The organism is Streptomyces sp. 2A115 (assembly GCF_052245575.1).
Taxonomy (GTDB): domain Bacteria; phylum Actinomycetota; class Actinomycetes; order Streptomycetales; family Streptomycetaceae; genus Streptomyces.
Window position 1 is genome coordinate 278,219 of record NZ_JBQQCG010000004.1, and the last position, 23,080, is coordinate 301,298.

At 70.8% G+C, this 23,080-nt stretch carries 19 protein-coding genes; 3 read left to right on the plus strand and 16 right to left on the minus strand.

What is annotated here, in order from left to right:
* Positions 1-36: 36 nt before the first annotated feature.
* The gene (locus ACTWQR_RS05875; protein WP_443225813.1) at positions 37-1,023 is read left to right on the plus strand and encodes an aldo/keto reductase; all 987 of its coding nucleotides are present in this window, start codon (positions 37-39) and stop codon (positions 1,021-1,023) included.
* A gap of 319 nt (positions 1,024-1,342) precedes the next feature.
* On the opposite strand, the gene ACTWQR_RS05880 is transcribed toward ACTWQR_RS05875, so the two are convergent.
* From ACTWQR_RS05880 to solA, 13 genes are all read right to left on the minus strand, one after another.
* On the minus strand, positions 1,343-1,810 hold the full coding sequence (locus ACTWQR_RS05880) for a MarR family winged helix-turn-helix transcriptional regulator (RefSeq protein ID WP_443225814.1): 468 nt from the start codon (positions 1,808-1,810) through the stop codon (positions 1,343-1,345).
* Positions 1,811-2,021: 211 nt separating this feature from the next.
* The gene (locus ACTWQR_RS05885; protein ID WP_443225815.1) at positions 2,022-3,305 is read right to left on the minus strand and encodes an NAD(P)/FAD-dependent oxidoreductase; all 1,284 of its coding nucleotides are present in this window, start codon (positions 3,303-3,305) and stop codon (positions 2,022-2,024) included.
* 58 nt (positions 3,306-3,363) lie between these two features.
* Positions 3,364-4,029 (minus strand): haloacid dehalogenase type II, encoded by a 666-nt coding sequence (locus tag ACTWQR_RS05890; RefSeq protein ID WP_443225816.1) that lies wholly within the window; start codon positions 4,027-4,029, stop codon positions 3,364-3,366.
* 60 nt (positions 4,030-4,089) lie between these two features.
* Complete coding sequence (locus ACTWQR_RS05895; RefSeq protein WP_443225817.1) at positions 4,090-5,028, minus strand: aldo/keto reductase; 939 nt, start codon at positions 5,026-5,028, stop codon at positions 4,090-4,092.
* Positions 5,025-6,485, minus strand: a complete 1,461-nt coding sequence (locus tag ACTWQR_RS05900; RefSeq protein WP_443225818.1) for an aldehyde dehydrogenase family protein — start codon at positions 6,483-6,485, stop codon at positions 5,025-5,027. Before ACTWQR_RS05900 ends, ACTWQR_RS05895 begins: the two co-directional genes overlap by 4 nt.
* Positions 6,482-7,435: a succinylglutamate desuccinylase/aspartoacylase family protein gene (locus tag ACTWQR_RS05905; RefSeq protein WP_443225819.1), complete on the minus strand. Its 954-nt coding sequence runs from the start codon at positions 7,433-7,435 to the stop codon at positions 6,482-6,484. Before ACTWQR_RS05905 ends, ACTWQR_RS05900 begins: the two co-directional genes overlap by 4 nt.
* 23 nt (positions 7,436-7,458) lie before the next feature.
* Positions 7,459-8,856, minus strand: a complete 1,398-nt coding sequence (locus ACTWQR_RS05910) for an aminotransferase class III-fold pyridoxal phosphate-dependent enzyme (RefSeq protein ID WP_443225820.1) — start codon at positions 8,854-8,856, stop codon at positions 7,459-7,461.
* On the minus strand, positions 8,853-9,719 hold the full coding sequence (locus ACTWQR_RS05915) for an ABC transporter permease (protein WP_443225821.1): 867 nt from the start codon (positions 9,717-9,719) through the stop codon (positions 8,853-8,855). Before ACTWQR_RS05915 ends, ACTWQR_RS05910 begins: the two co-directional genes overlap by 4 nt.
* Positions 9,716-10,657: an ABC transporter permease gene (locus ACTWQR_RS05920; protein ID WP_443225822.1), complete on the minus strand. Its 942-nt coding sequence runs from the start codon at positions 10,655-10,657 to the stop codon at positions 9,716-9,718. The genes ACTWQR_RS05915 and ACTWQR_RS05920 overlap by 4 nt, the downstream gene beginning before the upstream one ends.
* A gap of 2 nt (positions 10,658-10,659) precedes the next feature.
* Positions 10,660-11,805, minus strand: coding sequence for an ABC transporter ATP-binding protein (locus ACTWQR_RS05925; protein ID WP_443225823.1), 1,146 nt, complete (start codon positions 11,803-11,805; stop codon positions 10,660-10,662).
* Positions 11,798-12,904, minus strand: a complete 1,107-nt coding sequence (locus tag ACTWQR_RS05930; protein WP_443225824.1) for an ABC transporter substrate-binding protein — start codon at positions 12,902-12,904, stop codon at positions 11,798-11,800. Before ACTWQR_RS05930 ends, ACTWQR_RS05925 begins: the two co-directional genes overlap by 8 nt.
* 76 nt (positions 12,905-12,980) lie before the next feature.
* Entirely contained in the window at positions 12,981-14,048 is a 1,068-nt protein-coding gene (locus ACTWQR_RS05935) for a succinylglutamate desuccinylase/aspartoacylase family protein (protein WP_443225825.1), read from the minus strand.
* 2 nt (positions 14,049-14,050) lie between these two features.
* Positions 14,051-15,190: an N-methyl-L-tryptophan oxidase gene (solA, locus tag ACTWQR_RS05940; protein WP_443225826.1), complete on the minus strand. Its 1,140-nt coding sequence runs from the start codon at positions 15,188-15,190 to the stop codon at positions 14,051-14,053.
* A gap of 283 nt (positions 15,191-15,473) precedes the next feature.
* On the opposite strand from solA, the gene ACTWQR_RS05945 reads away from it, so the two are divergent.
* The gene (locus ACTWQR_RS05945) at positions 15,474-16,220 is read left to right on the plus strand and encodes an IclR family transcriptional regulator (protein ID WP_443225863.1); all 747 of its coding nucleotides are present in this window, start codon (positions 15,474-15,476) and stop codon (positions 16,218-16,220) included.
* Positions 16,221-16,573: 353 nt separating this feature from the next.
* Positions 16,574-17,317, plus strand: a complete 744-nt coding sequence (locus ACTWQR_RS05950) for an IclR family transcriptional regulator (RefSeq protein WP_443225864.1) — start codon at positions 16,574-16,576, stop codon at positions 17,315-17,317.
* A 131-nt stretch (positions 17,318-17,448) separates the two neighbouring features.
* On the opposite strand, the gene ACTWQR_RS05955 is transcribed toward ACTWQR_RS05950, so the two are convergent.
* From ACTWQR_RS05955 to ACTWQR_RS05965, 3 genes are read right to left on the minus strand one after another with little or no spacing between them, the layout of a single operon-like run.
* Positions 17,449-18,888 carry an NAD-dependent succinate-semialdehyde dehydrogenase gene (locus tag ACTWQR_RS05955; protein ID WP_443225827.1) on the minus strand — a complete coding sequence of 480 codons (1,440 nt, stop codon included), beginning with the start codon at positions 18,886-18,888 and terminating at the stop codon, positions 17,449-17,451.
* The gene (locus ACTWQR_RS05960; protein ID WP_443225828.1) at positions 18,885-21,779 is read right to left on the minus strand and encodes an FAD-binding and (Fe-S)-binding domain-containing protein; all 2,895 of its coding nucleotides are present in this window, start codon (positions 21,777-21,779) and stop codon (positions 18,885-18,887) included. The genes ACTWQR_RS05955 and ACTWQR_RS05960 overlap by 4 nt, the downstream gene beginning before the upstream one ends.
* Positions 21,776-23,044, minus strand: coding sequence for an aspartate aminotransferase family protein (locus ACTWQR_RS05965; RefSeq protein WP_443225829.1), 1,269 nt, complete (start codon positions 23,042-23,044; stop codon positions 21,776-21,778). The genes ACTWQR_RS05960 and ACTWQR_RS05965 overlap by 4 nt, the downstream gene beginning before the upstream one ends.
* Positions 23,045-23,080: the final 36 nt, after the last annotated feature.

Here is a 23,080-nt window from a genome sequence, read left to right on the forward strand (position 1 = left end):
CGCAGCCACCGGTGTTGACAGCAGCAAGGAGGAAAAATGCACACCCGAACACTCGGGCAAGACCTGCGGGTCTCCGCCATCGGTCTCGGCGCAATGGGAATGTCCCAGAGTTACGGCCCGAACCCGGGCGATCGAAGCGACATGATCGCCGTGCTCCGTGGGGCCGTGGACCGCGGGGTCACGTTTTTCGACACCGCGGAGGTGTACGGCCCGTACGTCAACGAGGAGCTCGTCGGGGAGGCCCTCGCTCCGGTACGTGACCAAGTGGTGCTCGCCACGAAGTTCGGATTCCGCATCGAGAACGGTGCGTCGGTCGGACTCAACAGCCGGCCCGAGCAGATCCGTGCCGTCGCCACAGCCTCCCTCGAACGGCTCGGGGTCGAGACGATCGACCTGTTCTACCAGCACCGCGTTGATCCACAGGTGCCGATCGAAGACGTCGCCGGTACGGTGGCCGAGCTCGTGCAGGAAGGCAAGGTCCGCTGCTTCGGGCTCTCGGAGGCCAGTGCGGAGACCATCCGCCGTGCTCACTCGGTCCACCCGGTCACGGCGGTGCAGAGCGAGTACTCGCTGTGGACCCGAGATCCCGAGTCACAGGTCCTGCCGACGTGCGCGGCACTCGGAATCGGGTTCGTGCCCTTCAGCCCGCTCGGCAAGGGGTTCCTGACCGGGGCGGTGGACGCTTCGACGTCGTTCGCGGACGGCGATGTCCGGACAACCATTCCACGGTTCACGGCCGAGAATCGAGCGGCCAACCAGGCTCTCGTCCAGCACATTGCAACGCTCGCGCAGACCAAGGACGCCACACCGGGGCAGGTCGCGCTCGCCTGGCTGCTCGCACAACATCCGTGGATCGTTCCGATTCCCGGAACACGACGCATCGCGCGCGTCGAGGAGAACATCGGCGCCACCCAACTGCCGCTCTCCGCCGACGAACTGTCGGACCTCAACGAACTCGCCGGCCGGGTCGGCGTACAGGGAGACCGCTACAACGAGCACCACATGTCGCTGGTCAACAAGTAGCCAGACGAACGGCAGCAAGCTGCGGGCGGGCACACCGGTTTCGATGGCAGCACCCGCTCGCAGCCATTCCGCTGCCGACGCCGACTCGACACTCCCCGGGCTCGCTCGGCCAAGCCATTCCCCTGCGGTTCATCAGATCAATGATCTGCGGTCGTTGCACCGGCCGGTCAGGAGAGCCCCCGCCTCCCGGTCGGGCGGGAGGCCGACGGTCTGGGCGTGGACGGCGAACTGGCGCGTCTGCTGCACGGCGCCGCCTGAGGAACCACGCCTTCGCCCGAGCCGCCGGAAACCCGGGTTCGGGTGGAGCCCGGGCACGGGCTCAGGACGGGTCCTCGTCCAGCTTCGCCACCACACGACTGGAGATCTCGCCCAGCATCCGCAGCTCAGCCGGCGTGACATGGTCCAGGAACAACTCCCGCACCGCCTCCACATGGCGCGGAGCCGCCGCCTCGATCGCTGCCCGCCCCACCGGGGTGATCACCACGAACGCCCCTCGCGCGTCATCAGGGGCTTCCTCCCGCACCACCAGCCCTCGGCCGGCCATCCGCGCGATGTGATGGGACATCCGGCTCTTCTCCCACTCCAGAGCACGGCACAGGTCCTGATAACGCTGTCGCCCCTCCGGCACATCCGTCAGATGGACCAGGACCGCGAAGTCCGGGCCCGACACCTTCGACTCGGCCTGCAACGTACGCGCCAACCGGCCCAAGAGCCGCTCATGCAACCGCACAAAGCTCCGCCACGCGTGCTGCTCCTCCGGGGTCAGCCACCGCACCGTCTCCTTCATGTAGACGAGTGTAAGTGAGCGTTGACGGGTCACCTGCCAGGATGATAGGTGACCCGTCAACGCCCAGTGCGCGCGTGGCAGCGGTGGCTGCCGTTGGCGCCGCCGGCGTCAACCGCGGCGGCGGCAGGGGCAGCGCGAACCGACACCGCGGGGACTTCCCACGACCTGATTCGCGGTGAGTCCTCGCGGTGTCACCAGCGTCGGCGCCGGCTCAGAGCAGTTTGTCCTTCGCCTTGTAGTAGGCGCCGCCGAACGGGAGGAACCAGGGGGTGCCGTTGTAAAAGGGGACGGGCACCTTCGGGAAGCCGAAGCCGCGCAAGGGGTTGGCCTCCGGCTTGCCGTCCATCATCTCGGCGACGGCGCGGCCCATGTAGGTGGCCATCTGGACGCCGTGACCGCAGTAACCCATGGAGTAGTACAGGCCGTTGACGTCACCCGCGTGCGGGATACGGTCCCAGGAGAAGCCGACCATGCCGCCCCAGACGTAGTCGATCCGCGTCCCGGCCAACTGCGGGAAGATCTCCGTCATCTCCCGCTTGAGGATGTCGCCGCTCTTGATGTCGGAGGCCGGATTGGAGGGGGCGAAGCGGGCCCGGCCGCCGAAGGCGAGGCGGTTGTCGGGGGTGAGGCGGACGTAGTGGCCGACGTTCTTGTGGGCGACCAGCAGGCGACCGTTCGGGATGAGCTCCTTGGCGCGCTGCTCCCCCAGCGGCTCGGTGACGATGATGAAGCTGCCGACGTTGATCAGCCGCTTGCGGAACCACGGCATCGACTTGTCGGTGTAGGCGTCCGTCGCCGCCATGACCTGCTTGGCACGGATGGTGCCGTTCATGGTCTCCACCAGGAAGCCGCCGCCGGGGCGGCGGGTGAGGCCGGTGGCGGCGTTGCGCTCGTGGATCTCGGCGCCGACACGCTCGGCGGCATCTGCCAGGCCACCGACGAACTTGCCCACGTGCAGGCCCGCGCTGAGCGGGTCGAGCAGGGCACCGTGGTAGTAGTCCGTGCCGAGCTCGGCCCGCAGTTCGCTCTTGCTCAGGACGATCGTCTCGTGGCCGAAGTTGTCGGCCAGATCGCGCTGCTTGGCCCGCAGGCCATCGAAGTGCCCGGGCTTGCAGACCGCGCCGAGGCGCCCGGAGCGGTTGAAGTCGCAGTCGATGTTCTCGGTGCGGGTGAGCTCCTCGACGACATCGACCGCCTCGCGGAAGGAGTCGTACAGCTCACGGGCCCGCTCCTGCCCGAAACGCTTACGGGCCTCTGCGGGGCTGATGGTGATGCCCTGGGTGCACATGCTGCCGTTGCGCCCGGAGGCGCCCGAACCGACCTTGTCCTTCTCGACCAGGACGACCCGGGCACCCTTGCGGGCGGCGTGGTAGGCGGTGGACAGGCCGGTGAGGCCGCCGCCGATCACCACCACGTCCGCCTCGTCGGGCAGGTCCTTTCCGGAACGGTCGGGCAGGGCGGGGGCTGTGTCCAGCCAGTAGGGGATCTGCTTCATGGCGTGCGTCCTCTGTGTTCTCGGTCCTGTGTCGCCGTGTCGCTGTGTCGCCGTGCTGTCAGCAGCCGAGCAGCTTCGGCAGGCCCGACAGGTCGGGCAGCTCGTCGTACGGCTGGTAGTCGGCGCTGCCGAGGCGGCCGTAACGGTTGATCCACACCCGGCGCTTCAGGCCCAGGTCACGGGTCGGGATGTGGTCGTACTCCCAGCCCTGGGCGGTGTGGATGACCTGGGACGGCTCGACGCCCATGGCCTTGAAGGCGTGCTCGAAGGTCTGGCGGTCCGGCTTGTAGGCGCCGGCCTGCTGAGCGGTGATGACGTGGTCGAACTCGACGCCGATGTTCTCGACGTTCCGCGCGATCATGTTGTCGTCGGTGTTGGAGATGATGGCGATCTCGTACTTGGTCTTCAGGGCGCGCAGCGCGTCCGGGACCTCCGGGAAGGGACCGAAGGTGGGGACCGCCTCGACGAGGGCGTCGCCGTCGGACTCGCGGTACTCCAGGCCGTGCAGGCGCGTGGCGTTGCGCAGGCTGGAGTGCAGGACCTCGTGGTACGGGCGGTAGGCCTCCAGGACGGCCTGGAAGCGCATGACGCGGAAGTCGTCGAGGAACTCGTCGACGTCCAGGTTGTCCAGGTCCAGCCGATCCTCGAGAACCTTCAGGGTCGTGGGGCCGAGCTCGAAGTTGATCAGGGTCGCATAGGCGTCGAAGGTGACGATCTCTCGCATGGTTTTCTGCCTCGGTCTCGCGGGGTTTCCGGATTTTCCAGGGGTGTGGGCCGGGGGGCTTCAGACGACGCGTTCGCCGGGGGCGACGATCGCGTCGAGTGCGGCCAGGTCGGCCGGGTCGGGGATCCAGTCGGCCGCCGCCGCGTTGGCGGTGACCTGTTCGGGGGTCATGGCGCCGCAGATGACGGAGCCGACGGCGGGCAGGGCGGCCAGTGCGCCCACGGCGACCTGGAGGAGGGTGAGTCCTCGTTCGGTGCCGTACGCGGTGAGCGCCTCGACCCGGTCGAGGGCCGCGTCGGTGAGCCAGCCCTGCCGCCAGGACAGGCGGCTGCCGGGCGGGGGCTGCTCGCCGCGCCGGTACTTGCCGCTGAGCAGGCCGTTGGCCAGCGGGTAGTACGGCAGCAGGCCGACGCCGTGGCGCAGGCAGGCCGGGATCAGGTCCCGCTCCACGTCGCGGTCGAGCAGGTGGTAGCGGGCCTGGGTGGAGACCAAGGCGTCGGTGAGCTGCTCGGCCGGAAGGTTGGAGCAGCCGATGTGGCCGATCTTGCCCTCGTCCACCAGTTCCCGGAGCGCGGCCACCGTCTCGTCGAGCGGGGTGACGCCGTCCGGCTCGTGGTACTGGTACAGGTCGATCCGGTCGGTGCCCAGGCGGCGCAGGGACGCCTCGACGGCGTACCGGATGTAGGAGCGGGCGCCCCGCCGTCCGTACAGGTCGGCCTCGGACCCCATCTCCATACCGAACTTGGTCGCCAGCACGACCTCGTCCCGGCGCCCCTTGAGGGCGGCGCCGAGAAGGCGCTCGCCGTCGCCGCGCGAGCCGCCCCGTTCGCCGAAGCCGCCGTACGTGTCGGCCGTGTCGAACAGCGTGATCCCGGCGTCGAGGGCCGCGTGGACGACGGCCTTGGTGCCCTCCTCGTCCAGTCGAGCGCCGAAGTTGTTGCCGCCGACACCGACCACCGAGACAGCCGGCCCGCGCTCTCCGAGCGTGCGGTACCTCATGGCCGGCTTCCGAATCCGATGCAGACGTTCTTGGTCTGCGTGTAGCTGGCCAGCGCCTCCAGGCCTTTCTCCCGGCCCCAGCCGCTGTGCTTGTAGCCGCCGAAGGGGAGCTCGACGCCGGTGCCGACGCCGGTGGCGTTGACGTAGACCTGCCCGGCACGAATGCCCTCGGCCAGACGCATCGCCTTGTCGATGTCACGGGTCCAGACATAGGAGGCCAGGCCGTACTGGCTGTCGTTGGCGATGTCCAGGACCTCGTCGGCGTCGTCGAAGTCGATGACGGTGATGACGGGCCCGAAGATCTCCTCGCGGGCGCACCGGGCGTCGTTGGTCAGGCCGGTGAGGACGGTCGGCTCGATGTAGTAGCCGTCGGCCAGGGCCGGATCGGACGGCGCACCGCCGCCGGCCCGCGCCACCGCGCCCTCCTGCCGGGCCACTTCGAGGTAGCCCAGCACCCGGTCGCGCTGCCGGGCGGCGACCAGCGGACCGACGTCCGGGTTCGCGAGCCCAGGGCCCAGGCGGAGCGAGGCCGCGTGGGCGACGAGCTTGTCCAGGAACTGCTCGGCACCTCGCTGGAGCAGCAGCCGGGTACCGGCCGAGCAGGTCTGCCCGGCGTTCCCGAACGCCGAGGCGGCGACGGCGCCGAGCGCCAGGTCGAAGTCGGCGTCCGCGAAGACGACGACCGGGGACTTGCCGCCCAACTCGGTCACGGACGGCACCACGTTGGCCGCGGCGGCCTGGGCGACCTTGATGCCGGTCGGCACCGAGCCGGTGAAGGTGACCTGGTTGATGTCCGGGTGCCCGGCGAGGGCCGCGCCGGTCTCGCCGTCACCGGGGACGACGTTGAGAACGCCCGGTGGAAGCCCGCACTCCAGGGCGATCCTGCCGATCTCCAGCGGCGTGAGCGGCGCCTCCGGCGATGGCTTGAGCACCACCGTGCAGCCTGCCGCCAGCGCCGGGGCGGAGCCCCTCGCGGTGTTCTGCAGCGGGTAGTTGAACGGGATGATCTGGCCCGAGACACCGATCGGCTCGCGCACGGTGTAGTCGATCAGGCCGGGGCCGAGGGGGATCGTCGTCCCGCCGAGCTTGTCGGCGACGCCCGCGTAGAACTCGAAGTAGCGGGCCGCCGCCTCGACATCGGCCTTGGCCTGGCTGAGCGGCTTGCCGACGTCCTGGCTCTCCAGCCGGGCCAGCCGTTCACCCTGGTACCGGATGGCCTCGGCGATCCGGTACAGGACCCGGCCCCGGTCGGCGGCCCGCATACGGGCCCATTCGGGCGAGGTGAAGGCCGAGCGGGCCGCCGCCACCGCCTGGTCCACGTCCGCCTTGCCGGCCAGTGCGACCTGGGCGAGGACCGTACCGTCGGACGGGTCGAGGACCGTGAAGGAGCGTCCGTCGGCGGCGGGCACCTGCTTGCCGTCGATCAGCAGCTCGGTCAGCCGCAGTTCGCGGGTCATGGCCGGATCTCCCCGTGCACCTCGCCGAAGATGACGACCTCGTCGCCCGGACGGACCGTGCGGATCCGGCGCACCCAGAGGACGATGCCCTCCTGCGGGGCGAGGACCTCCTCCAGCGTGTTGCCGTAGTGGTCGACGATGGTGGCGATCAGGTCGCCTTCCTTGCACGTCTCCCCCGGCTCCGCGCGAGCGACGAAGAAGCCGCCGGAGGCGGAGCGGGCGAAGGTGCCGGAGACGGTGGTGTAGAAGTCCCGCAGCTCCGCCTCGCCGTCGATCATGCCGAGGCGGCGCAGGACGTTGCGGATCGAGTTCATGTGCGTCTCGACGTTGGCCTCGCGGTAGGTGCCGCCGCCGACCTCGATGGTGATGGCGGGCTTGCCGGCCGCCAGGGTGGGGTGGCGGACCGTGCCGCCCCACTTGCCGCCCTTCCAGACCAGCTCGTGACCGGCGGCGAGGGCGAGGTCCGTCGCCAGGTCCTCGTAGCCGCCCTGGAGGATGACGAGCGGGGCGATCTCGCCGTAGGCGCCACCGGTGTGCAGGTCGACCAGGGCGTCGATGGCGGGGACGACCTGCTCGACGAAGGTGGCGGCCAGGCGCTGGGAGTACGAGCCCTCCGCGTCGCCCGGGAAGATGCGGTTGAGATTGAGGTGGTCGAGGCCGCTGGTGCGGGCGGCCGCCTCGAAGGCCGGGGTGTTCAGGCAGGGGATGCCGACGACGGTTCCGCGCAGGGTGGCCGGGTCGAGCTCGGCGAGGACCCGGCGGACGGCCTCCTGGCCGTCGTACTCGTCGCCGTGCACGCCTGCGTCCACACACAGGACCGGGCCGTCCTGGACGCCGTTGACGACGATCAGCGGAATGCCGAGCTCCACGCCGTAGCTGCTGGTGCCGACCGGGATGAGGCCCTGGGCGCGCTCGCCGGGGGCGACGGTCAGCGGACCGATGGAGTACATGTCGTTCCTTTCCGAAACAGGGATCAGATGCGGGCGGACGCCTCGGCGAGGGTCTCCGCGAGGATGTCGGCGATACGGTCGAGAAGTGCCCGGTCGCTGATCAGCGGGGGCGCGATCTGGACCAGCGGCGCGGACCGGTTGTAGACGCGGGCCAGCAGGCCGGCCTCGCGCAGCCGGCGCGGGATCAGGTCGACGATCAGCTCGGCGCGAGCGGGGTCGCTGAAACCGCCGCCGTCGAGATCGCCGACGAGTTCGCAGGTGTGGAAGAACCCGGCGCCCCGGACGTCGCCGACGATCGGCAGGTCCGCGAGGGATGTCAGCCGGCCCGCCAAGTGGTCCTGGAGGCCACGGACGTTCTCCAGGATCCGGTCCCGTTCCATGATCTCCAGGCTGCGCAGGGCGATGGCCGCGCTCAGCGGGTGCCCGGCGAAGGTGTAGCCGTGGTTGAGGACCACGCCGGGCCGGTTGATGACCTCGGTGACCTTGGTGCTGACGAGGGTGGCGCCCATGGGGGCGTATCCGGCGGTGATGCCCTTGGCGACGGTGACCATGTCCGGGCGGGCGCCATAGCGGTCACCGCCGAACCACTCCCCCAGCCGCCCGAAGGCCGTGATCACCTCGTCGGCGACGAGCAGGAAGCCGTACCGGTCGGCCAGCGCCCGCAGACCCTGCCAGTAACCGGCCGGCGGGGTGATGCAGCCGCCCCGGTTCTGCACCGGCTCGGCGATCAGCATGGCGATCGTCTCCGGGCCCTCGGCCAGGATCGCGGCCTCCAGCTCGGCGAGCAGCCGGGCCGTGTACACGCCGTCGTCCGCGTACTCCGGCCCAAGACCGAACCGGTTGGTGTTGGCCACGAACCGGGTGTCGATCGCCGGCGGGCCGTACGGCTCCGCCAGCCCGGGGTCGTCGGTGAGCGACAGGGTGCCGATGGTCAGCCCGTGGTAGGCGCCGCGCCGGGCGATCGCCTTGACGCGGCCGGGCTCGCCGCGCAGGGCGTGGTAACGGCGGGCGATCTTCCAGGCGCTCTCGACGGCTTCGGCGCCGCCGCTGGAGAAGAAGACGTGCTCGATGTCGACAGGGGCGATCCGGGACAACCGCTCGGCGAGTTCGATGGCCGTCGGGTGCGCGGAGGAGGTCCACAGCGGGCTGTAGCACAGCTCGCGCAGCTGCCGTTCGGCGGCCTCGGCGAACTCGGGGCCGTAGGAGTACCCGAGCTGGCAGCAGTACAGACCGGACAGGCCGTCGATGTAGCGCCTGCCGTCGGCGTCGTCGACGTACGGGCCCTCCCCCCTCCGAACGACGAGGAGGTCCTCGCCCTCGGGGCCGAGCGAGCCGTTGGGGGTCATGTTGAGCAGCAGGTGTCTGGCCGCGGTGGCGGACAGTTCACCGGCCGGGGTGCTGGTGCCGGTGCTGGTGGTCATGAGGTCTCGCTCCCGGTGGACAGGCCCGCCGCGGGCTCCGTCGGCAGCAGACCGTCCTGCTTGCCGGCGCCGCCGAGCCGGCGTACCGCGGCGACCAGGGCGAGGGCCTGGACGGCGACCGCGATGAGCACCGCGCTGATGGCCGTCACCGACGGGTCGACGTCGAACTGGAGGACGTTGAACACCTGGACAGGCAGCGTCACGGTGTCCACCGAGGACAGGAACATGGAGATGAAGAACTCGTCGAAGCTGGTGATGAAGGAGAAGATCGCGGCGGCGATCATGCCGGGCATGGCCAACGGGAGGGTGATGCGCCGGGCGACGGTCAGGCGGTTCGCGCCCATGCTGGCTGCCGCGTCCTCCAGCCGTTCGTCGATGCCCTTCAGGGTGGCCATGAGGATCATCACGGCGATCGGTGAGGCGAGCACGGTGTGGCCGAGGGCGATGGCGATCGGGCTGCCGAGCATCGCGGCTGGCTCGAAGAGCAGGAACAGGCCGAGGGCGACGACGACCTGGGGGATCACCAGCGGGGCGAGGACGAGGCCGTAGACCGCCGAGCGCAGCGGCAGGTTGCTGCGGACCAGAGCCGTGGCCGCCGTGACGCCCAGGACGAGCGAGAACACGGTGGTCAGTGAGGCGACCAGGGCGCTCAGCGAGAGCGCGGCCGGCCACTTGCTGCCGTCGGCGAACAGCGACTTGTACCAGCCGAGTGTCCAGGAGTCCGGAGGGAAGGAGCCGAACGCGTCCTTGCCGAAGGAGGTGACGACGATGAGGATGATCGGCAGGGCGAGGAACAGCAGGATCAGCGTGGACGCGGCGGTCAGGGTGATCCGCCCGGCCAGGGTCGAGCGCAGCGCGATCATGAGATACCTCGATTCTTCGCGGCCTCGCTCAGAACCTTGATCAGCCGCAGCATGAGCAGGCCCGCGAAGGTGAGGAGCAGCAGGATGATGCCGAGCGCGGCGGCGCCGTTCCATTGGCTCTGTTTCATCACCTGTTCGCTGATGAGCGAGGCCACCATGGTCTGCTTCGGGCCACCCATGAGGGCGGGCGTCAGGTAGTAGCCGAGGCAGAGGATGAAGCACAGGATGCCCGCGTTGACCAGGCCGGGAGCGACCATCGGCAGGTAGACCCGGCGGAAGATCGTCAGCCGTCCGGCGCCCATGCTGGCCGCGGCGGCCGGCAGTCTGCGGTCGATGCCCTTCATGACCGCGTAGAGCAGCAGCACGGTGTACGGCAGCATCACCGAGGTCGTGCCGATGACGACGCCGATCTCGTTGTAGAGCAACTGGAAGGGAGCGCCGGGGACGTTGAGATCCGTCAGGGCGTTGTTCACCACGCCGTGTTCACCGAGCAGGATGATCCAGCCGTAGGTGCGCACCAGGGCGCTGATGAAGTGCGGCACGATGACGATGACCATCACCAGCCCTGCCCACAGCGGCTTGAGCCGGGAGACGGCGGCGGCCAGCAGGAACCCGATGACCAGACTCAGCAGCGAGGTCTCGGCGGAGATCCGCAGGGTGGTGAGGAGGACCTCCAGGTTGGAGCCCTGGAGCGCGTTCGCGTACCAGTGCAGCGTCCAGCCGCCGTCCTCTCCTTTGAAGCTGAGGAGGAGGGTGCTGAAGATCGGGTAGACGAACAGCACCAGCAGGTAGATGACGACGGGGGCGGCGTTGAGCAGCCCGAAGCGGGTGCGGCGCTCGGACAGTGCGCGGCGCAGCCGGTGAACGCGTCCCTTGGGTGCGGCGGGGGTTGTGGGGCCGGGGGCCGGGGGCGCGGGGGCGAGGAGGGATCCGGCCATGCTCACCCGCCTCCTTCCACGGCGAAGACGCTGACGTCGTCGGGGTGGGCCGTCAGGCTGACCTGCTCGCCGACGACCGGGGCCCTTCCGGCCGGGAGTTCCAGCCGTACGAGGCCGGTGTCGACGTCGCCCGCCGGGCGGACGGTGACGCGGACGAGGGTGCCGACGTAGGTGACCGTCTCCACCATCCCGGTACAGAATCCGTCGCCGGGTGCACACAGCCCGAGCCGGCCGGGCTGGACCGCGGCCCGTACCCGGGCTCCTTCCGCTCCCGACTGCGGGCGGGCCTTGAGCAGGCCTCCCGTGTCGAGCCGTACGAGGGTCTGTTCGGAGGCCTGCTGCTGGACGGTGCCGGGAAGGAAGTTGGCCGCGCCGAGGAAGTCGGCGACGAACGGGGTGCGTGGGCGCTCGAAGAGTTCACGCGGGGTGTCGAACTGGTCGATCCGCCCGTCGCGCATCACCGCGATCCGGTCGGACAGGACCAGCGCCTCCTCCTGATCGTGCGTCACGTAGATGACGGTCAGGCCGAGTTCCTGCTGGATGCGCTTGATCTCGGTCTGCAGCTGGTCGCGCAGCTTCTTGTCGAGGGCACCGAGCGGCTCGTCCATGAGGATGACCGGCGGCCGGTAGACCAGGGCCCGGCACAGCGCGACACGCTGCTGCTGGCCGCCGGACAACTCACGCGGTCGGCGCCGGGCCAGGGCGGAGAGCCCGGCCATCTCCAGGGTCTCGCCGACCCGCCGACGCAACTCCGCCTTGGGTACGCCGCGCAGTTGCAGGGGGAAGGCGACGTTCTCCCACACCGTCATGTGCGGGAACAGCAGGTACTGCTGGAAGACGAAGCCGAGGCCGCGCTTCTGCGGGGCGAGGCGGGTCACATCACGGCCGCCGACGACGATGCTGCCGGAGTCGGGTTCGGTGAACCCGGCGATCATCATCAGGGTGGTCGTCTTGCCGGAACCGGAGGATCCCAGGAAGGTGACGAACTCGCCGCCCGCGATCTCCATGGAGACCGTGTCGACGGCGGTCACACCGCCGTACGTCTTGCGCAGGTCCGTGACGGAGAGCGGTTTTCCGGTGCCGGTGCCCGGCGGCGGGGAGCCCGCCGGGGACGGCTGGGGCTGGGACTTCAGATGCAGCTCAGTCATTGACCCACTCCTGCCAGCGCTTGGACACGGCTTCCTCGTTCTTGATCCACCACTCGACGTCCAGGTCGAAACCGGACTTCAGGTGCTCGGGCGAGCTGGCCAGGTTGTCGGCGGCGGCCGGGGAGAGCTTCTTGTACGCGGCGGGCACGACCGGGGCCATCGGGTAGACCTCTGCGTAGTTGGCCTGGATGTCGGGCCGCAGCGCGAAGTCGATCAGCTGGTAGGCGGCGTCGGGGTTCGCCGCGCCCTTGGGGACGCAGAAGCCGTTGCTCTGCCGGCGGGCCCCGTTCCACTGGTACGCCATCGGCGAGCCGCCCTTGATCAGGGCGTCGAGACGGCCGTGCCAGACGCTGCTGGCCACGACCTCCTCGCGGCCCAGCAGCAGGCCGGGGAGGGCACCGGTGTCCCAGTACTTGCGGACGGAACCCTTGATGTTGTCGAGGGACTTGAAGGCCCGGTCCACGTCGAGGGGATACAGCTTGTCCAGGGGCACGCCGTCGGCGAGGAGCGCGAACTCCAGCTCGGGCAGGTCGGCGTCGCGGGCCTGGAGGGCACGGCTGCCCTTGAACGCCTTGGTGTCCCAGAAGTCCGCCCAGCTCTCGGGCTTCTTGCCGTCGAAGGAGTCGGTGCGGTACGCCATGACGCTGGCCCAGTAGTTCTTGCCGACGCCGTGGGTCGTCATCAGGGAGTCGGCGATGCCCGTGTTCTTGGCGCTCTTCAGCCGGTCGTAGTCGAGCTCCTCGGTGGCGTCCTGGTCCTTGAAGCGCACGACGTCGGCCATGGAGGTGTCGATCAGGTCGAACTGCGGGCGGCCCTGCTTGATCTGGGCGAGCAGCTGGGCGTACGCGATGTTCACCACCTTGATCTCGATACCCGTCTCCTTGGTGAACGCGTCGTAGACGGCCTTCTGGTTGGCCTCGCCGTACGTGCCACCGCTGTTGCGCACGACGAGCGTCTTGGAGCTCTTGCCGCTGCCGGCGGTCGTGCTGCGGCTGCTGCCAGTGCCACAGGCACTCAGTGCGGACGCGGCGGCGAGACCCGCCGTGACTCCGCCGACTCCGCGCAGGAACAGCCGGCGGTCTATCCGGACATCTCTCATCGTGTGCCTCCTGGGGCGGTGCTGCTGGGAAGGGGGGCAGGGGGGTGTGGGGCGCTGCGGGCAGGGAGTTGGGGTGCTACGGACGGTGGGCCGTCTCGTCGGAACCGAGGCCCGCGCCGGGGGTACGGAGGGTGTCGGGGCGCGAGACCGCGTCGGGGTCCCACGGGACGGCGAGGGCGGCGAGCTCGGCGCCGGGGGCGACGGTGAGGCCGTGCATGCCGTAGAAGACGCGTCCGCCGGCCGGGGCGTGGACCGTGTGCTCGGTGCCGTCGGCCGGGTCGACGATGCGGCCGAGGACGTCGCCCTCGACGAGTTCGCCGATGACGTAGGCGTCGGCGTCGAGGGAGAACTCCGGGTACCACAGGCCGGCGGCCTCGGCGGTGACGCCGGCGGACCAGACCCATTCGCGGATCGGGGCCGGGGCGGAACCGTCCTGGTCGAGGACGCCCAGGTGGCGCAGTGCCGTGAGTAGGCCGTCGACGCGGCGGAGGGCCGTGGGCTCGTCCCGCTGGCCGAGTGAGCCCACCTCGACGAGGACCGCCGCGACGCCCCGGCGGGCGGCGGCGGCATGGCTGTTGCCGCCGTCGGCCTTCAGCCCGAGGATGACGTCCTCGATGCCGAAGGAGCCCGCCAGTTCGGCCGTGGCCTTGTCGAGGTCCGGGTCACCGGTGAGGCGGTAGCCGACGAAGTCCCGCAGGACCTGGTCGATGCCGCCGCAGTGCAGGTCGATGTAGACGTCGGCACCGTCGACCAGGTGGGCGAAGAGCCAGGCGGCCAGCCGTTCGGTGGGGCCGCCGGCCGGGTCGCCCGGGAAGACGCGGTTGAGGTTCACGCCGTCGACCGGGGAGATGTTGAGCCGGCCCTGGTACACGGCGGGAGGGTTGGCGACGGGGCAGACGATCACCTGCCCGTGCACCTCGCGGGGGTCCAGCCTGTCCGCCAGTCGTACGACGGCGTCGATGGGCGTGAACTCGCCGCCGTGCACGCCCGCGGTGATGACGACCCGGGGGCCGGGGCGGGTGCCGTTGACGAGTGTCAGCGGAATGTCCACCGTGAGGGTGCCGAGGTCGGCCTGGACGGTGCCGCGGGCCTTGGTGCCGGGCTGCGCGTGCAGGGAGCCGACGGAGAGGGTGGCGTCGTTCATGGTCAGGCCTCCGTACGGCCGGCGGTGGAGAGGAAGTCGATGTGCTGGGGCGAGGTGCCGTCCAGCGCCAGGTCCGCGGCGATGTCGCCGAAGGCGGGCGAGAGCTTGAAGCCGTGGCCGGAGAAGCCGGCGAGCAGGACGACGTTCTCGGCGCCGGGCAGCGGGCCGACGAGGGGACGGGTGCTCTCGGTGTAGCCCTCCATGTAGACGGAGAGACGGGTCGGGTCCGGGTGCAGGTCCGGCAGGTAGCGGTCGATCAGTTCGGAGAAGGTCTCCAGTTCCTCCGGCTGCACCGCGCGGTCCAGCTGGTTCGGGTCGCCCGCGGGGCGGTGCAGGGCGCGGGAGAGGCCGAGCTTGACCGAGATGCCGTCCGGGGAGGGCAGCCCGTAGCAGTGGGTGGGCGCGGTCCGGATGAAGGCCGAACGCTCCTCGCCGAACCAGGCGTCGGGGGTGGTGGGCACGTACCAGGCGCTGACGACGCGGCGGATGTCCACCTCCCACGGCAGGTCGGGCAGCAGGTCGTTGACCCAGGGGCCGGGCGTGACGACGGCGGTGTCGAAGCGCTCGCTGCCGGAGTCGGTGCGGATCTCCACGCCGTTCGCGACGGGGACGATCTCGCGGACCGTGGTGTAGCGGTGGATCAACGCGCCCAGCTGCTCGGCGCGGCGGGCGGCGGTCTGGATGGTCAGCTCCGGGCGGATGAAGCCGGCTCGGCGGTCGAGCACGGCCGCGTCGCCGTCCTCGATGCGGTACTGGGGGAAACGTTTCGCCAGAAGCTCGGCATCGAGCACCTCGTGGTCCAGGTCGTGCTCCGCGATGGACTGCAGGACGGTGGACATCTGGTGGTGCCCGGTCGGCCCCATCAGCAGACACCCGGTCAGCCGGCGCAGCTCACGGCCGGTCTCCTCCTGGAGTTGCTCCCACAGGGCGTCGGCGTGCTTGAGCAGCGGGACGTACCGGGAGTCCTCGAAGTGCGCGCTGCGGAAGATCCGGGTCTCACCGCCGGCGGCGCCGCGGTCGTGGCCGGGGGCGAAGCGGTCGTAGCCGACGACCTCGGCGCCGCGGGCGGCCAGGCGCCAGGCGGCCTGGCTCCCCATCGTTCCGACACCGACGACGGCGACGCGCTTCCTGGCAGCTGACACAGGACTTTCCTTTCGTATCGCCGAGGCGCATGCTGAGCGCCCGACGTGAGGCTGATCGATTCGAGGCGGTTTGGACGGGGGCCGGGCCCTTCTTCGGACCCACGGCTCACAGCCGCCGTGCCTCGCGGTGCGGCCCAACGTCTTCGGGATCTCCCCGTTGAGCCGTGCCACATTGTGGAACGCTGTGCTAGAATCTGGCACAGACAATGACAGCGGCCCGGAGGGGAGTCAAGAGGGTGTTCATCAGAAATTCCGAGGATTAACGGGGGGAAATCGGATGGAAATGAAGAGCGTCACCAGGTCGCTGCGAGTCCTGGAGGCGGTCGCCCAGCATCAGCCGGTCACCGTAGGGGAGTTGACGAAGCTCTTCGGTCTCCCGAAGTCGACCGTGCAGCGCACCCTGGTCACACTGGCCGAGGCGGGCTGGCTGCGCGCGAGCCGCAAGGACACCACCCGCTGGGAGATCGGCGCCCGCGTCCTGGCCGTACGACCCGCCGCCCTCCAGGGCTCCAGCCTGTTCGCCGCCGCCCGCGAACCCATGATCCGCCTCCGGGACACGGTGAACGAGACCATCCACCTCTCCGTACCCGACGCACTGCACAGCATGGTCGTCGTCGACCGCGTCGACTGCGACCACCCCGTACGCACCTTCCACACCATCGGCGACACCTCACCCCTGCACGCCACCGCCGTCGGACGCGCGATCCTCGCCCACCTTCCGAAGCGGGACGTCGAGGAACTCATCTCGCAGGGACTGGAGCGCTTCAGCGACACGACCCCCGCCGACCCCGACGAACTGCGCGGTGAGCTGGACCGGATCCGCACCGACGGCTACGCGATCAACCGCAACCAGTACCGGCCGGGCGTCTGCGCCCTCGCCGCACCCGTACTCGACGAGACCGGGACACCGGTGGCCGCCGTGGCCATCTCGATGCCCGACTCCCGGTACGACGCGGACCGAGCGCCCGAGTGGGGCGGCCTCGTCGCCGGCACGGCCGCGGAGATCACCCAGCGCCTGTCGGGCACCTGAACGGAAGGCGGAGCCCCACGAGGGCTTCGGACCGGCAAGGGCCGGCTCGCACGCTCCGACGCGTGCGAGCCGGCCCTTGCCGCATGTCGCGGCAGCCATCGCTCCGGGCCCGGCCGGGGATGCGCCGGGTCCAGGGCGGCCGCCCCGCGCGACGGAGGAGGGCTGAGCGGAGCAGAGCGTGGCCAGGGCGCCCCGCCGCTCATCGCCGCGGAGATCGTCGAGTCCGCTCGGCATTCATGCCGCATTGTGGAACATCATGCTAGAATCCGGCACGGATCAGCCCCGTGGCTCCGGAAAGGAGTCAAGAGGTGAGCACGAGGAAGCCACGCAACTGACGGGGGCACGGGATGGAAATGAAGAGCGTCACCAGGTCGCTGCGAGTCCTGGAGGCGGTCACCCAGCATCAGCCGGTCACCGTAGGGGAGTTGACGAAGCTCTTCGGTCTCCCGAAGTCGACCGTGCAGCGCACCCTGGTCACACTGGCCGAGGCGGGCTGGCTCCGGGCCAACCGCAAGGACACCACCCGCTGGGAGATCGGCGCCCGCGTCCTGGCCGTACGACCCGCCGCCCTCCAGGGCTCCAGCCTGTTCGCCGCCGCCCGCGAACCCATGATCCGCCTCCGGGACACGGTGAACGAGACCATCCACCTCTCCGTACCCGACGCACTGCACAGCATGGTCGTCGTCGACCGCGTCGACTGCGACCACCCCGTACGCACCTTCCACACCATCGGCGACACCTCACCCCTGCACGCCACGGCCACCGGGCACGCGATCCTCGCCCATCTCCCGAATCCCGAGGTCGACGAGTTCACGACGGGCACGTTCGAGGGTTACGGCGAGGAGACCATCACCGACCCGAAGGAACTGCGCACGGAGCTCCACCGGGTCAGGGAGCGTGGATACGCCGTCAACCACAACCAGTACCTCCAGGGTGTCTGCGCCATCGCGGCCCCCGTCCTGGACGGTGACGGCGTCCCGCTGGCCGCGGTGGCCGTCTCCCTGCCGGACTCGCGCTTCGAGCCCGGCCGGCTCGCCGAGCTGGGGCAGCTGGTGACCGAGACGGCGGCGGAGATCACCGCCCGCCACCTGCGCTGAGGGCATCTTCGGACCGACCCTCCCGCGGCGCGGCCGACCGTCCCCCGTGCCCGGTCGGGAGACGGTTCGGCCGGGCACGGGGTGGCCGCGCGGTGCGCGAGGGTGCGCCTGTCAGGGCAGGACCGCCGCCGTCATCGCACGGGCACCGCGAGGTACTGGTACTCCAGGAACTCGTCGATCCCGACCCGGCCGCCCTCGCGACCCAGCCCGGACTGCTTGACGCCGCCGAAGGGGGCGGCCGGGTTGGAGACGAGGCCGGTGTTGAGGCCGACCATGCCGACCTCCAGGCGTTCGCCGGCACGCAGGGCACGGTCCAGACCCTCGGTGAAGAGGTAGCCGACGAGGCCCCAAGGTGTGTCGTTGGCCCGGCGCACGACCTCGTCCTCGTCGTCGAAGGTGAGGATCGCCGCGACCGGGCCGAAGATCTCCGTGTCCATCAGGCGGCTGTCGGGGGCGACGTCCGTGAGCACGGTCGGCGGGTAGAAGCAGCCCTGCCCTTCGGGTGTACGGCCACCGACGAGCACCCGGGCGCCGCGCTCCACCGCGTCGGCCACCAGTTCCTCGACCTTGGCCCGTCCGGCCCTGTCGATCAGTGGGCCGACGTCGACGCCGTCCCGGGTGCCGGGGCCCACGACGAGCGCTCCCATGCGCTCGGCCAGGCGTCGGCCGAACTCCTCCGCCACAGAGGTGTGGACGAAGAAGCGGTTGGCGGCGGTGCAGGCCTCGCCCATGTTGCGCATCTTGGCGACCATCGCGCCGTCCACGGCCTTGTCCAGGTCGGCGTCCTCGAAGACGATGAACGGCGCGTTGCCGCCCAGCTCCATCGAGGTCCGTACGACGGCGTCCGCGCTCTGAGCCAGCAGGAGCCGCCCGACGTTGGTGGAGCCGGTGAAGGAGAGCTTGCGGATCCGCCCGCCCCGCAGGAGCGGTTCGCAGACCTCCCCCGCACGGGAGGTGGTGACGACGTTCAGCACGCCGTCCGGCAGCCCCGCCTCCTTCAGGATCCCGGCGAGCGCCAGGCTGGACAGAGGGGTCTGCGGGGCCGGCTTGAGGATCATCGTGCAGCCGGCGGCGATCGCCGGGCCGATCTTGCGGGTGCCCATGGCCAGCGGGAAGTTCCACGGGGTGATCAGCAGGCAGGGGCCGACCGGACGGCGGGAAAGGAGCATGCGGTTGCGTCCGTCGGGCAGGACGCCGTGGCCGCCCTCGATACGGACGGCCTCCTCCGAGAACCAGCGGAAGAACTCGGCCGCGTACGCCACCTCGCCCCTCGCCTCGGCCAGCGGCTTGCCCATCTCGGCCGTCATCAGGTGGGCCAGCTCGTCGGTGCGGTCGAGGATGATCTCGTACGCCCGGCGCAGGATCTCGCTACGGGCCCGTGGTGCCGTACGGGCCCACTCCTCCTGCGCGCGGACGGCCGCGTCCTCCGCGCGCTGCGCGTCCTTGACGCCCCCGTCGGCGACATGGCAGAGGATCTCACCGGTCGCGGGGTCGTCCACGGGCATGGTGGCGCCGTCCGCGGCGTCCACCCAGGCCCCGCCGATGAACAACTGTGTGAGTGTGTCGGTCATGAGGTTTCTCCTGGTTGATCGGCGGTGGGGTCGAGCAGTTCCGCCAGGTGCAGGGCGCGGATACCCCGGTTCCCGGCGAGGTGGTCGATCTGGGTGGCGCAGCTGAAACCGTCGGCCACGACCACCGTCCGCGTGGCCTGGTCGATGTCGTCGAGGCGTGGCTTCAGGGCCAGGTCGGCGACGGCCATCGAGGTGTCGTAGTGCTGGGCCTCGAAGCCGAAGTTCCCGGCGAGTCCGCAGCAGCCCTCCGCCTCGTCGACCTTGCCCACGCCGAGGCGGCCGAGCAGATCGCGGGGGTGGTGGCCCTTGAAGGTGGCGTACTCGTGGCAGTGGGTCTGCAGGACGACGTCGTCCGGCAGTTCCGGCGGGGTCCAGTCCGGCGCGGCGAGGTCGGTCAGGGCGCCGGTGAGGGTGTGGACGCGGGCGGCGACGCGCTGGGCGGCGTCGGTGCCGAGCAGTTCGGGCACGTCGCGCTTGAGGGCGGCGGCGCAGCTGGGTTCGGCCACGACGATGGGCCGGTCGTCGCCGTTGTCCAGGCGGGCGACCGTGCGGGCCATGATGCGGCGCGCGGTGGACAGCTGGCCGGTGCTCACCCAGGTCAGGCCGCAGCACAGGCCGTCCTCGGCCGTGCAGGGGAGGCCGGCGTCGGCGAGCACGCGGCTCGCGGCGCCCGCGACCTGGGGGCGGAAGGCGCGCGTGAAGCTGTCGACGAAGAGCAGGGCTTTCGCCGGTTCGTCCGTCTTCGCCGCCCGCAGGACCTTTCGCAGGGCGCGCCGGGAGGCGAAGGCCGGGATCCGGCGCTGCGTCGTCACACCTCCGAGGCGGGCGAGCAGCCTGCCGACCGGTCCGCGAAGCAGGGCGTTGAGAGGTCGGGCGGCGAATCCGGCGAGGGCGGAGGTCAGGGGCAGCCAGCCCAGTGAGTAGTGGGAGCGGGGCCGGAGCCTGCCCTTGTAGTGCTGGTGCAGGAACTCCGCCTTGTACGTGGCCATGTCGACGCCGACCGGGCAGTCGCTGGAGCACGCCTTGCAGGACAGGCACAGGTCGAGGGCGTCGCGCACTTCTGCCGAGCGCCAGCCGTCCTGGACCCTGTCGCCCCGCACCATTTCCTGGAGCAGACGGGCCCGGCCCCGTGTGGAGTCGTTCTCCTCCCCCGTGGCCCGGTAGCTGGGACACATCACGCCACCCGCGTCGCTGCGGCAGCGGCCGATTCCGACGCAGCGGCGGACCGCGCCCGCGAAGCCGTCCTCGTCGTGCGGGAAGGAGAAGAGGCTCTCGACGGGCAGCACGTCGGACGGCGTGTGCAGCGCGAGGTCGGCGTCGAGGCGAGCCGGGGTCACGATGACACCCGGGTTGAGCAGCCCCTCGGGGTCGAAGATCTCCTTGAAGGCGGCGAACGCCTGGATCATCCGGTGGCTGTACATGACCTCCAGCAGCTCCCCGCGCGCCCGCCCGTCCCCGTGCTCGCCCGACAGCGAGCCGCCGTGCTCGACGACCAGGGCCGCGGCTTCGGAGAGGAACCGGCGGGCGGCGGCCCGGCCGGGGTCCGTGGCCAGGTCGAAGTCGATGCGGACGTGCACGCAGCCCGCCCCGAAGTGCCCGTAGAGCACCCCGGTCAGCCCGTGGGAGGCCAGCAGCTTGCGGAAGTCCCGCAGGTAGGCGGCCAGGTTGTCGGGCGCGACCGCCGCGTCCTCCCAGCCGGGCCACGACTCCCCGCCGTCCACCAGACGGGCGGCGAGACCGGCCCCGTCCTCGCGGACCCGCCACAGCGAGCGATGCTCGGCCGGGGTCCGCACAACCCGTCCGCCGGTCATCCGGCCCTGCGCCCTGAGCACGTCCAACAGATCCGCGGCTCGGGCGTCGACCACCCCCTGGTCGTCGCCGTCGAGTTCGACGTAGAGCCAGGCCCGCCCCTTGGGCAGTCCGGTCACGGAGTCCGGTCCCCGCCGGGCGCGCATGGTGGCGACGATCGCCTCGTCCATGCCCTCCACGGCGGTGGGATTCCAGCGCAGGATCTCGGGGACGTCTTCGGCGGCGTCGACCACGTCGTCGTACCCGAGGGTGAGGAGTGTCGAAGCCTGTGCGGTCGCCACCAGGCGGACCGTCGCGGCGGTGACGACCGCACAGGAACCCTCGGTGCCCACCAGGGCACGGGCCATGTCGAAGCCGTGTTCGGGCAGCAGGTGGTGCAGTTGGTAGCCGGAGACCTGACGCGGAACGCGGCCCAGTTCGGTGCGGATCGGCGCCAGATTGGCGTCGATCAGGCGTCGTACGTCCGCTACGAGGCGGGCGACACTTCGGACCGCGTCCGTGTCGTTGGGATCGGCCGCGCGCAGGCCCGCGCCGTCGGCGACGGCTCGCACGCCGTCGGCCGTCACGATCTCCAGCGCCTCTATGTGTGTACTGGTACGCCCATGGCGCACCGACCTGTTGCCGCACGCGTCGTTGCCGATCATGCCGCCGAGGGTGCAGCGGCTGTGCGAGGAGGGGTCGGGGCCGAAGGTGAGCCCGTGCAGGGCGGTCGCGCCGCACAGCGCGTCCAGGATCACGCCCGCCTCGACACGCGCGGTGCGCGCGACGGGGTCGATGTCCAGGATCCGGTTCATGTACCGGGAGAAGTCCAGGACCACACCCGGCCCGATCGCGTTGCCCGCCATGCTGGTGCCGCCGCCGCGCGCGGTGACCGGGACGCCCGCCTCCCGGCAGGCCCGCAGCACCGCGCACACGTCGTCGGCGCTGCGGGGGAACACCACGGCCCGCGGCGGGACCCGGTAGTTGGAGGCGTCGTAGGCGTACGGACCGGTGGGGCCCGGGCCGGTCTCCACCCGCAGGCCGGGAGCGGTCTCGGCGAGCCGCGCGACCAGCGGCTCCAGGGCCGTGGTGGTGTCCGTCATCGCCGTGCCGCTCCCGAGGTGCCGACCTCGACGGCGGTCGCCCATGCCTGGAGGCCCTCGTCCACCGCCGTCTCGTCGATGACGAGCGCGGGGATCATGCGCACGACCTGGTTCCAGGCGCCGCACAGCAGCAGGAGCAGGCCCTCGTCAACGGCGGCGCGCTGCACACGGGCGGCGGTCTCGGGGTCGGGGCTGCCGTCGTCGGTGACGAACTCGGTGGCCAGCATCAGCCCGAGGCCCCGCACGTCGCCGATGGCGGGTGTCCGGTCGGCCACCGCCTCCAGACCGTGGCGCAGCCGCTTGCCCATCGCGTCGGCGTTCTCGACGAGCTTCTCGTCGCGTACGACGTCGAGGGTGGCGCAGGCCGCGGCGCAGGCGACGGCGTTGGCACCGTACGTACCGCCCTGCGAACCGGGCCACGCCTTTGCCATCAGCTCCTCCGAGGCGGCGATGCCGGACAGCGGGAAGCCGCTGGCCAGGCCCTTGGCGGTGACGAGGATGTCCGGGGTGACGCCGAAGTGGTCGTGGCCCCAGAAGCGGCCGGTGCGGCCGACACCGGTCTGCACCTCGTCGAGGATGAGGAGGAAGCCGTGGCGGTCGGCACGCTCCCGCAGTCCTTCGAGGAAGGCGCGGGTGGCGGGCACGTAGCCGCCCTCGCCGAGCACCGGCTCGACGATGATCGCGGCGGTGTCGGCAGGCGAGGAGATCGTCTGGAGCGTGTAGTCGAGCTCCTGGAGGGCGAAGCGGGTGGCGGTCTCCTCGTCCCAGCCGTAGCGGTAGGCCGTGGGGAACGGGGTGACGACCACGCCGCTCATCAGCGGGGAGAAGCCGGAGCGGAAGCGGGTGCCGGAGGTCGTCATGGCGGCGGCGGCCACCGTGCGGCCGTGGAAACCGCCGTGGCAGACAAGGACGTTCGGCCGACCGGTGGCCTGCCGGGCCAGCCGCAGCGCGGCCTCCACGGCCTCGCTGCCGGAGTTGGTGAAGAACAGGCTGTCCAGGCCGGCGGGCAGCACCTCCCCGAGCTTCTCGACGAGGCGCCGCAGCGGCTGGTGCATGACCGTCGTGTACTGGCCGTGGACGAGCGTGCCCACCTGCTCCCGCGCGGCCGCCACGACCTTGGGGTGGCAGTGTCCGGTGCTGGTCACGCCGATGCCGGCGGTGAAGTCGAGGTAGCGGCGGCCGTCCTCGCCGTAGAGGTGGACGCCCTCGCCCCGGACCGCCGTCACGGGCGTGGCCTGGCGAAGGTGCGGCGACAGTGCGGTCATGTTCGTCTCCCGGCGGTTTCGTCGGTCTGCTCCGGT

Coding starts and splice junctions, on each gene's coding strand:
- ACTWQR_RS05875 (WP_443225813.1), top strand. CDS start 37: ATGCACACCCGAACACTCGGGCAAGACCTGCGGGTCTCCGCCATCGGT.
- ACTWQR_RS05880 (WP_443225814.1), bottom strand. CDS start 1,810: ATGAAGGAGACGGTGCGGTGGCTGACCCCGGAGGAGCAGCACGCGTGG.
- ACTWQR_RS05885 (WP_443225815.1), bottom strand. CDS start 3,305: ATGAAGCAGATCCCCTACTGGCTGGACACAGCCCCCGCCCTGCCCGAC.
- ACTWQR_RS05890 (WP_443225816.1), bottom strand. CDS start 4,029: ATGCGAGAGATCGTCACCTTCGACGCCTATGCGACCCTGATCAACTTC.
- ACTWQR_RS05895 (WP_443225817.1), bottom strand. CDS start 5,028: ATGAGGTACCGCACGCTCGGAGAGCGCGGGCCGGCTGTCTCGGTGGTC.
- ACTWQR_RS05900 (WP_443225818.1), bottom strand. CDS start 6,485: ATGACCCGCGAACTGCGGCTGACCGAGCTGCTGATCGACGGCAAGCAG.
- ACTWQR_RS05905 (WP_443225819.1), bottom strand. CDS start 7,435: ATGTACTCCATCGGTCCGCTGACCGTCGCCCCCGGCGAGCGCGCCCAG.
- ACTWQR_RS05910 (WP_443225820.1), bottom strand. CDS start 8,856: ATGACCACCAGCACCGGCACCAGCACCCCGGCCGGTGAACTGTCCGCC.
- ACTWQR_RS05915 (WP_443225821.1), bottom strand. CDS start 9,719: ATGATCGCGCTGCGCTCGACCCTGGCCGGGCGGATCACCCTGACCGCC.
- ACTWQR_RS05920 (WP_443225822.1), bottom strand. CDS start 10,657: ATGGCCGGATCCCTCCTCGCCCCCGCGCCCCCGGCCCCCGGCCCCACA.
- ACTWQR_RS05925 (WP_443225823.1), bottom strand. CDS start 11,805: ATGACTGAGCTGCATCTGAAGTCCCAGCCCCAGCCGTCCCCGGCGGGC.
- ACTWQR_RS05930 (WP_443225824.1), bottom strand. CDS start 12,904: ATGAGAGATGTCCGGATAGACCGCCGGCTGTTCCTGCGCGGAGTCGGC.
- ACTWQR_RS05935 (WP_443225825.1), bottom strand. CDS start 14,048: ATGAACGACGCCACCCTCTCCGTCGGCTCCCTGCACGCGCAGCCCGGC.
- ACTWQR_RS05945 (WP_443225863.1), top strand. CDS start 15,474: ATGAAGAGCGTCACCAGGTCGCTGCGAGTCCTGGAGGCGGTCGCCCAG.
- ACTWQR_RS05950 (WP_443225864.1), top strand. CDS start 16,574: ATGAAGAGCGTCACCAGGTCGCTGCGAGTCCTGGAGGCGGTCACCCAG.
- ACTWQR_RS05955 (WP_443225827.1), bottom strand. CDS start 18,888: ATGACCGACACACTCACACAGTTGTTCATCGGCGGGGCCTGGGTGGAC.
- ACTWQR_RS05960 (WP_443225828.1), bottom strand. CDS start 21,779: ATGACGGACACCACCACGGCCCTGGAGCCGCTGGTCGCGCGGCTCGCC.
- ACTWQR_RS05965 (WP_443225829.1), bottom strand. CDS start 23,044: ATGACCGCACTGTCGCCGCACCTTCGCCAGGCCACGCCCGTGACGGCG.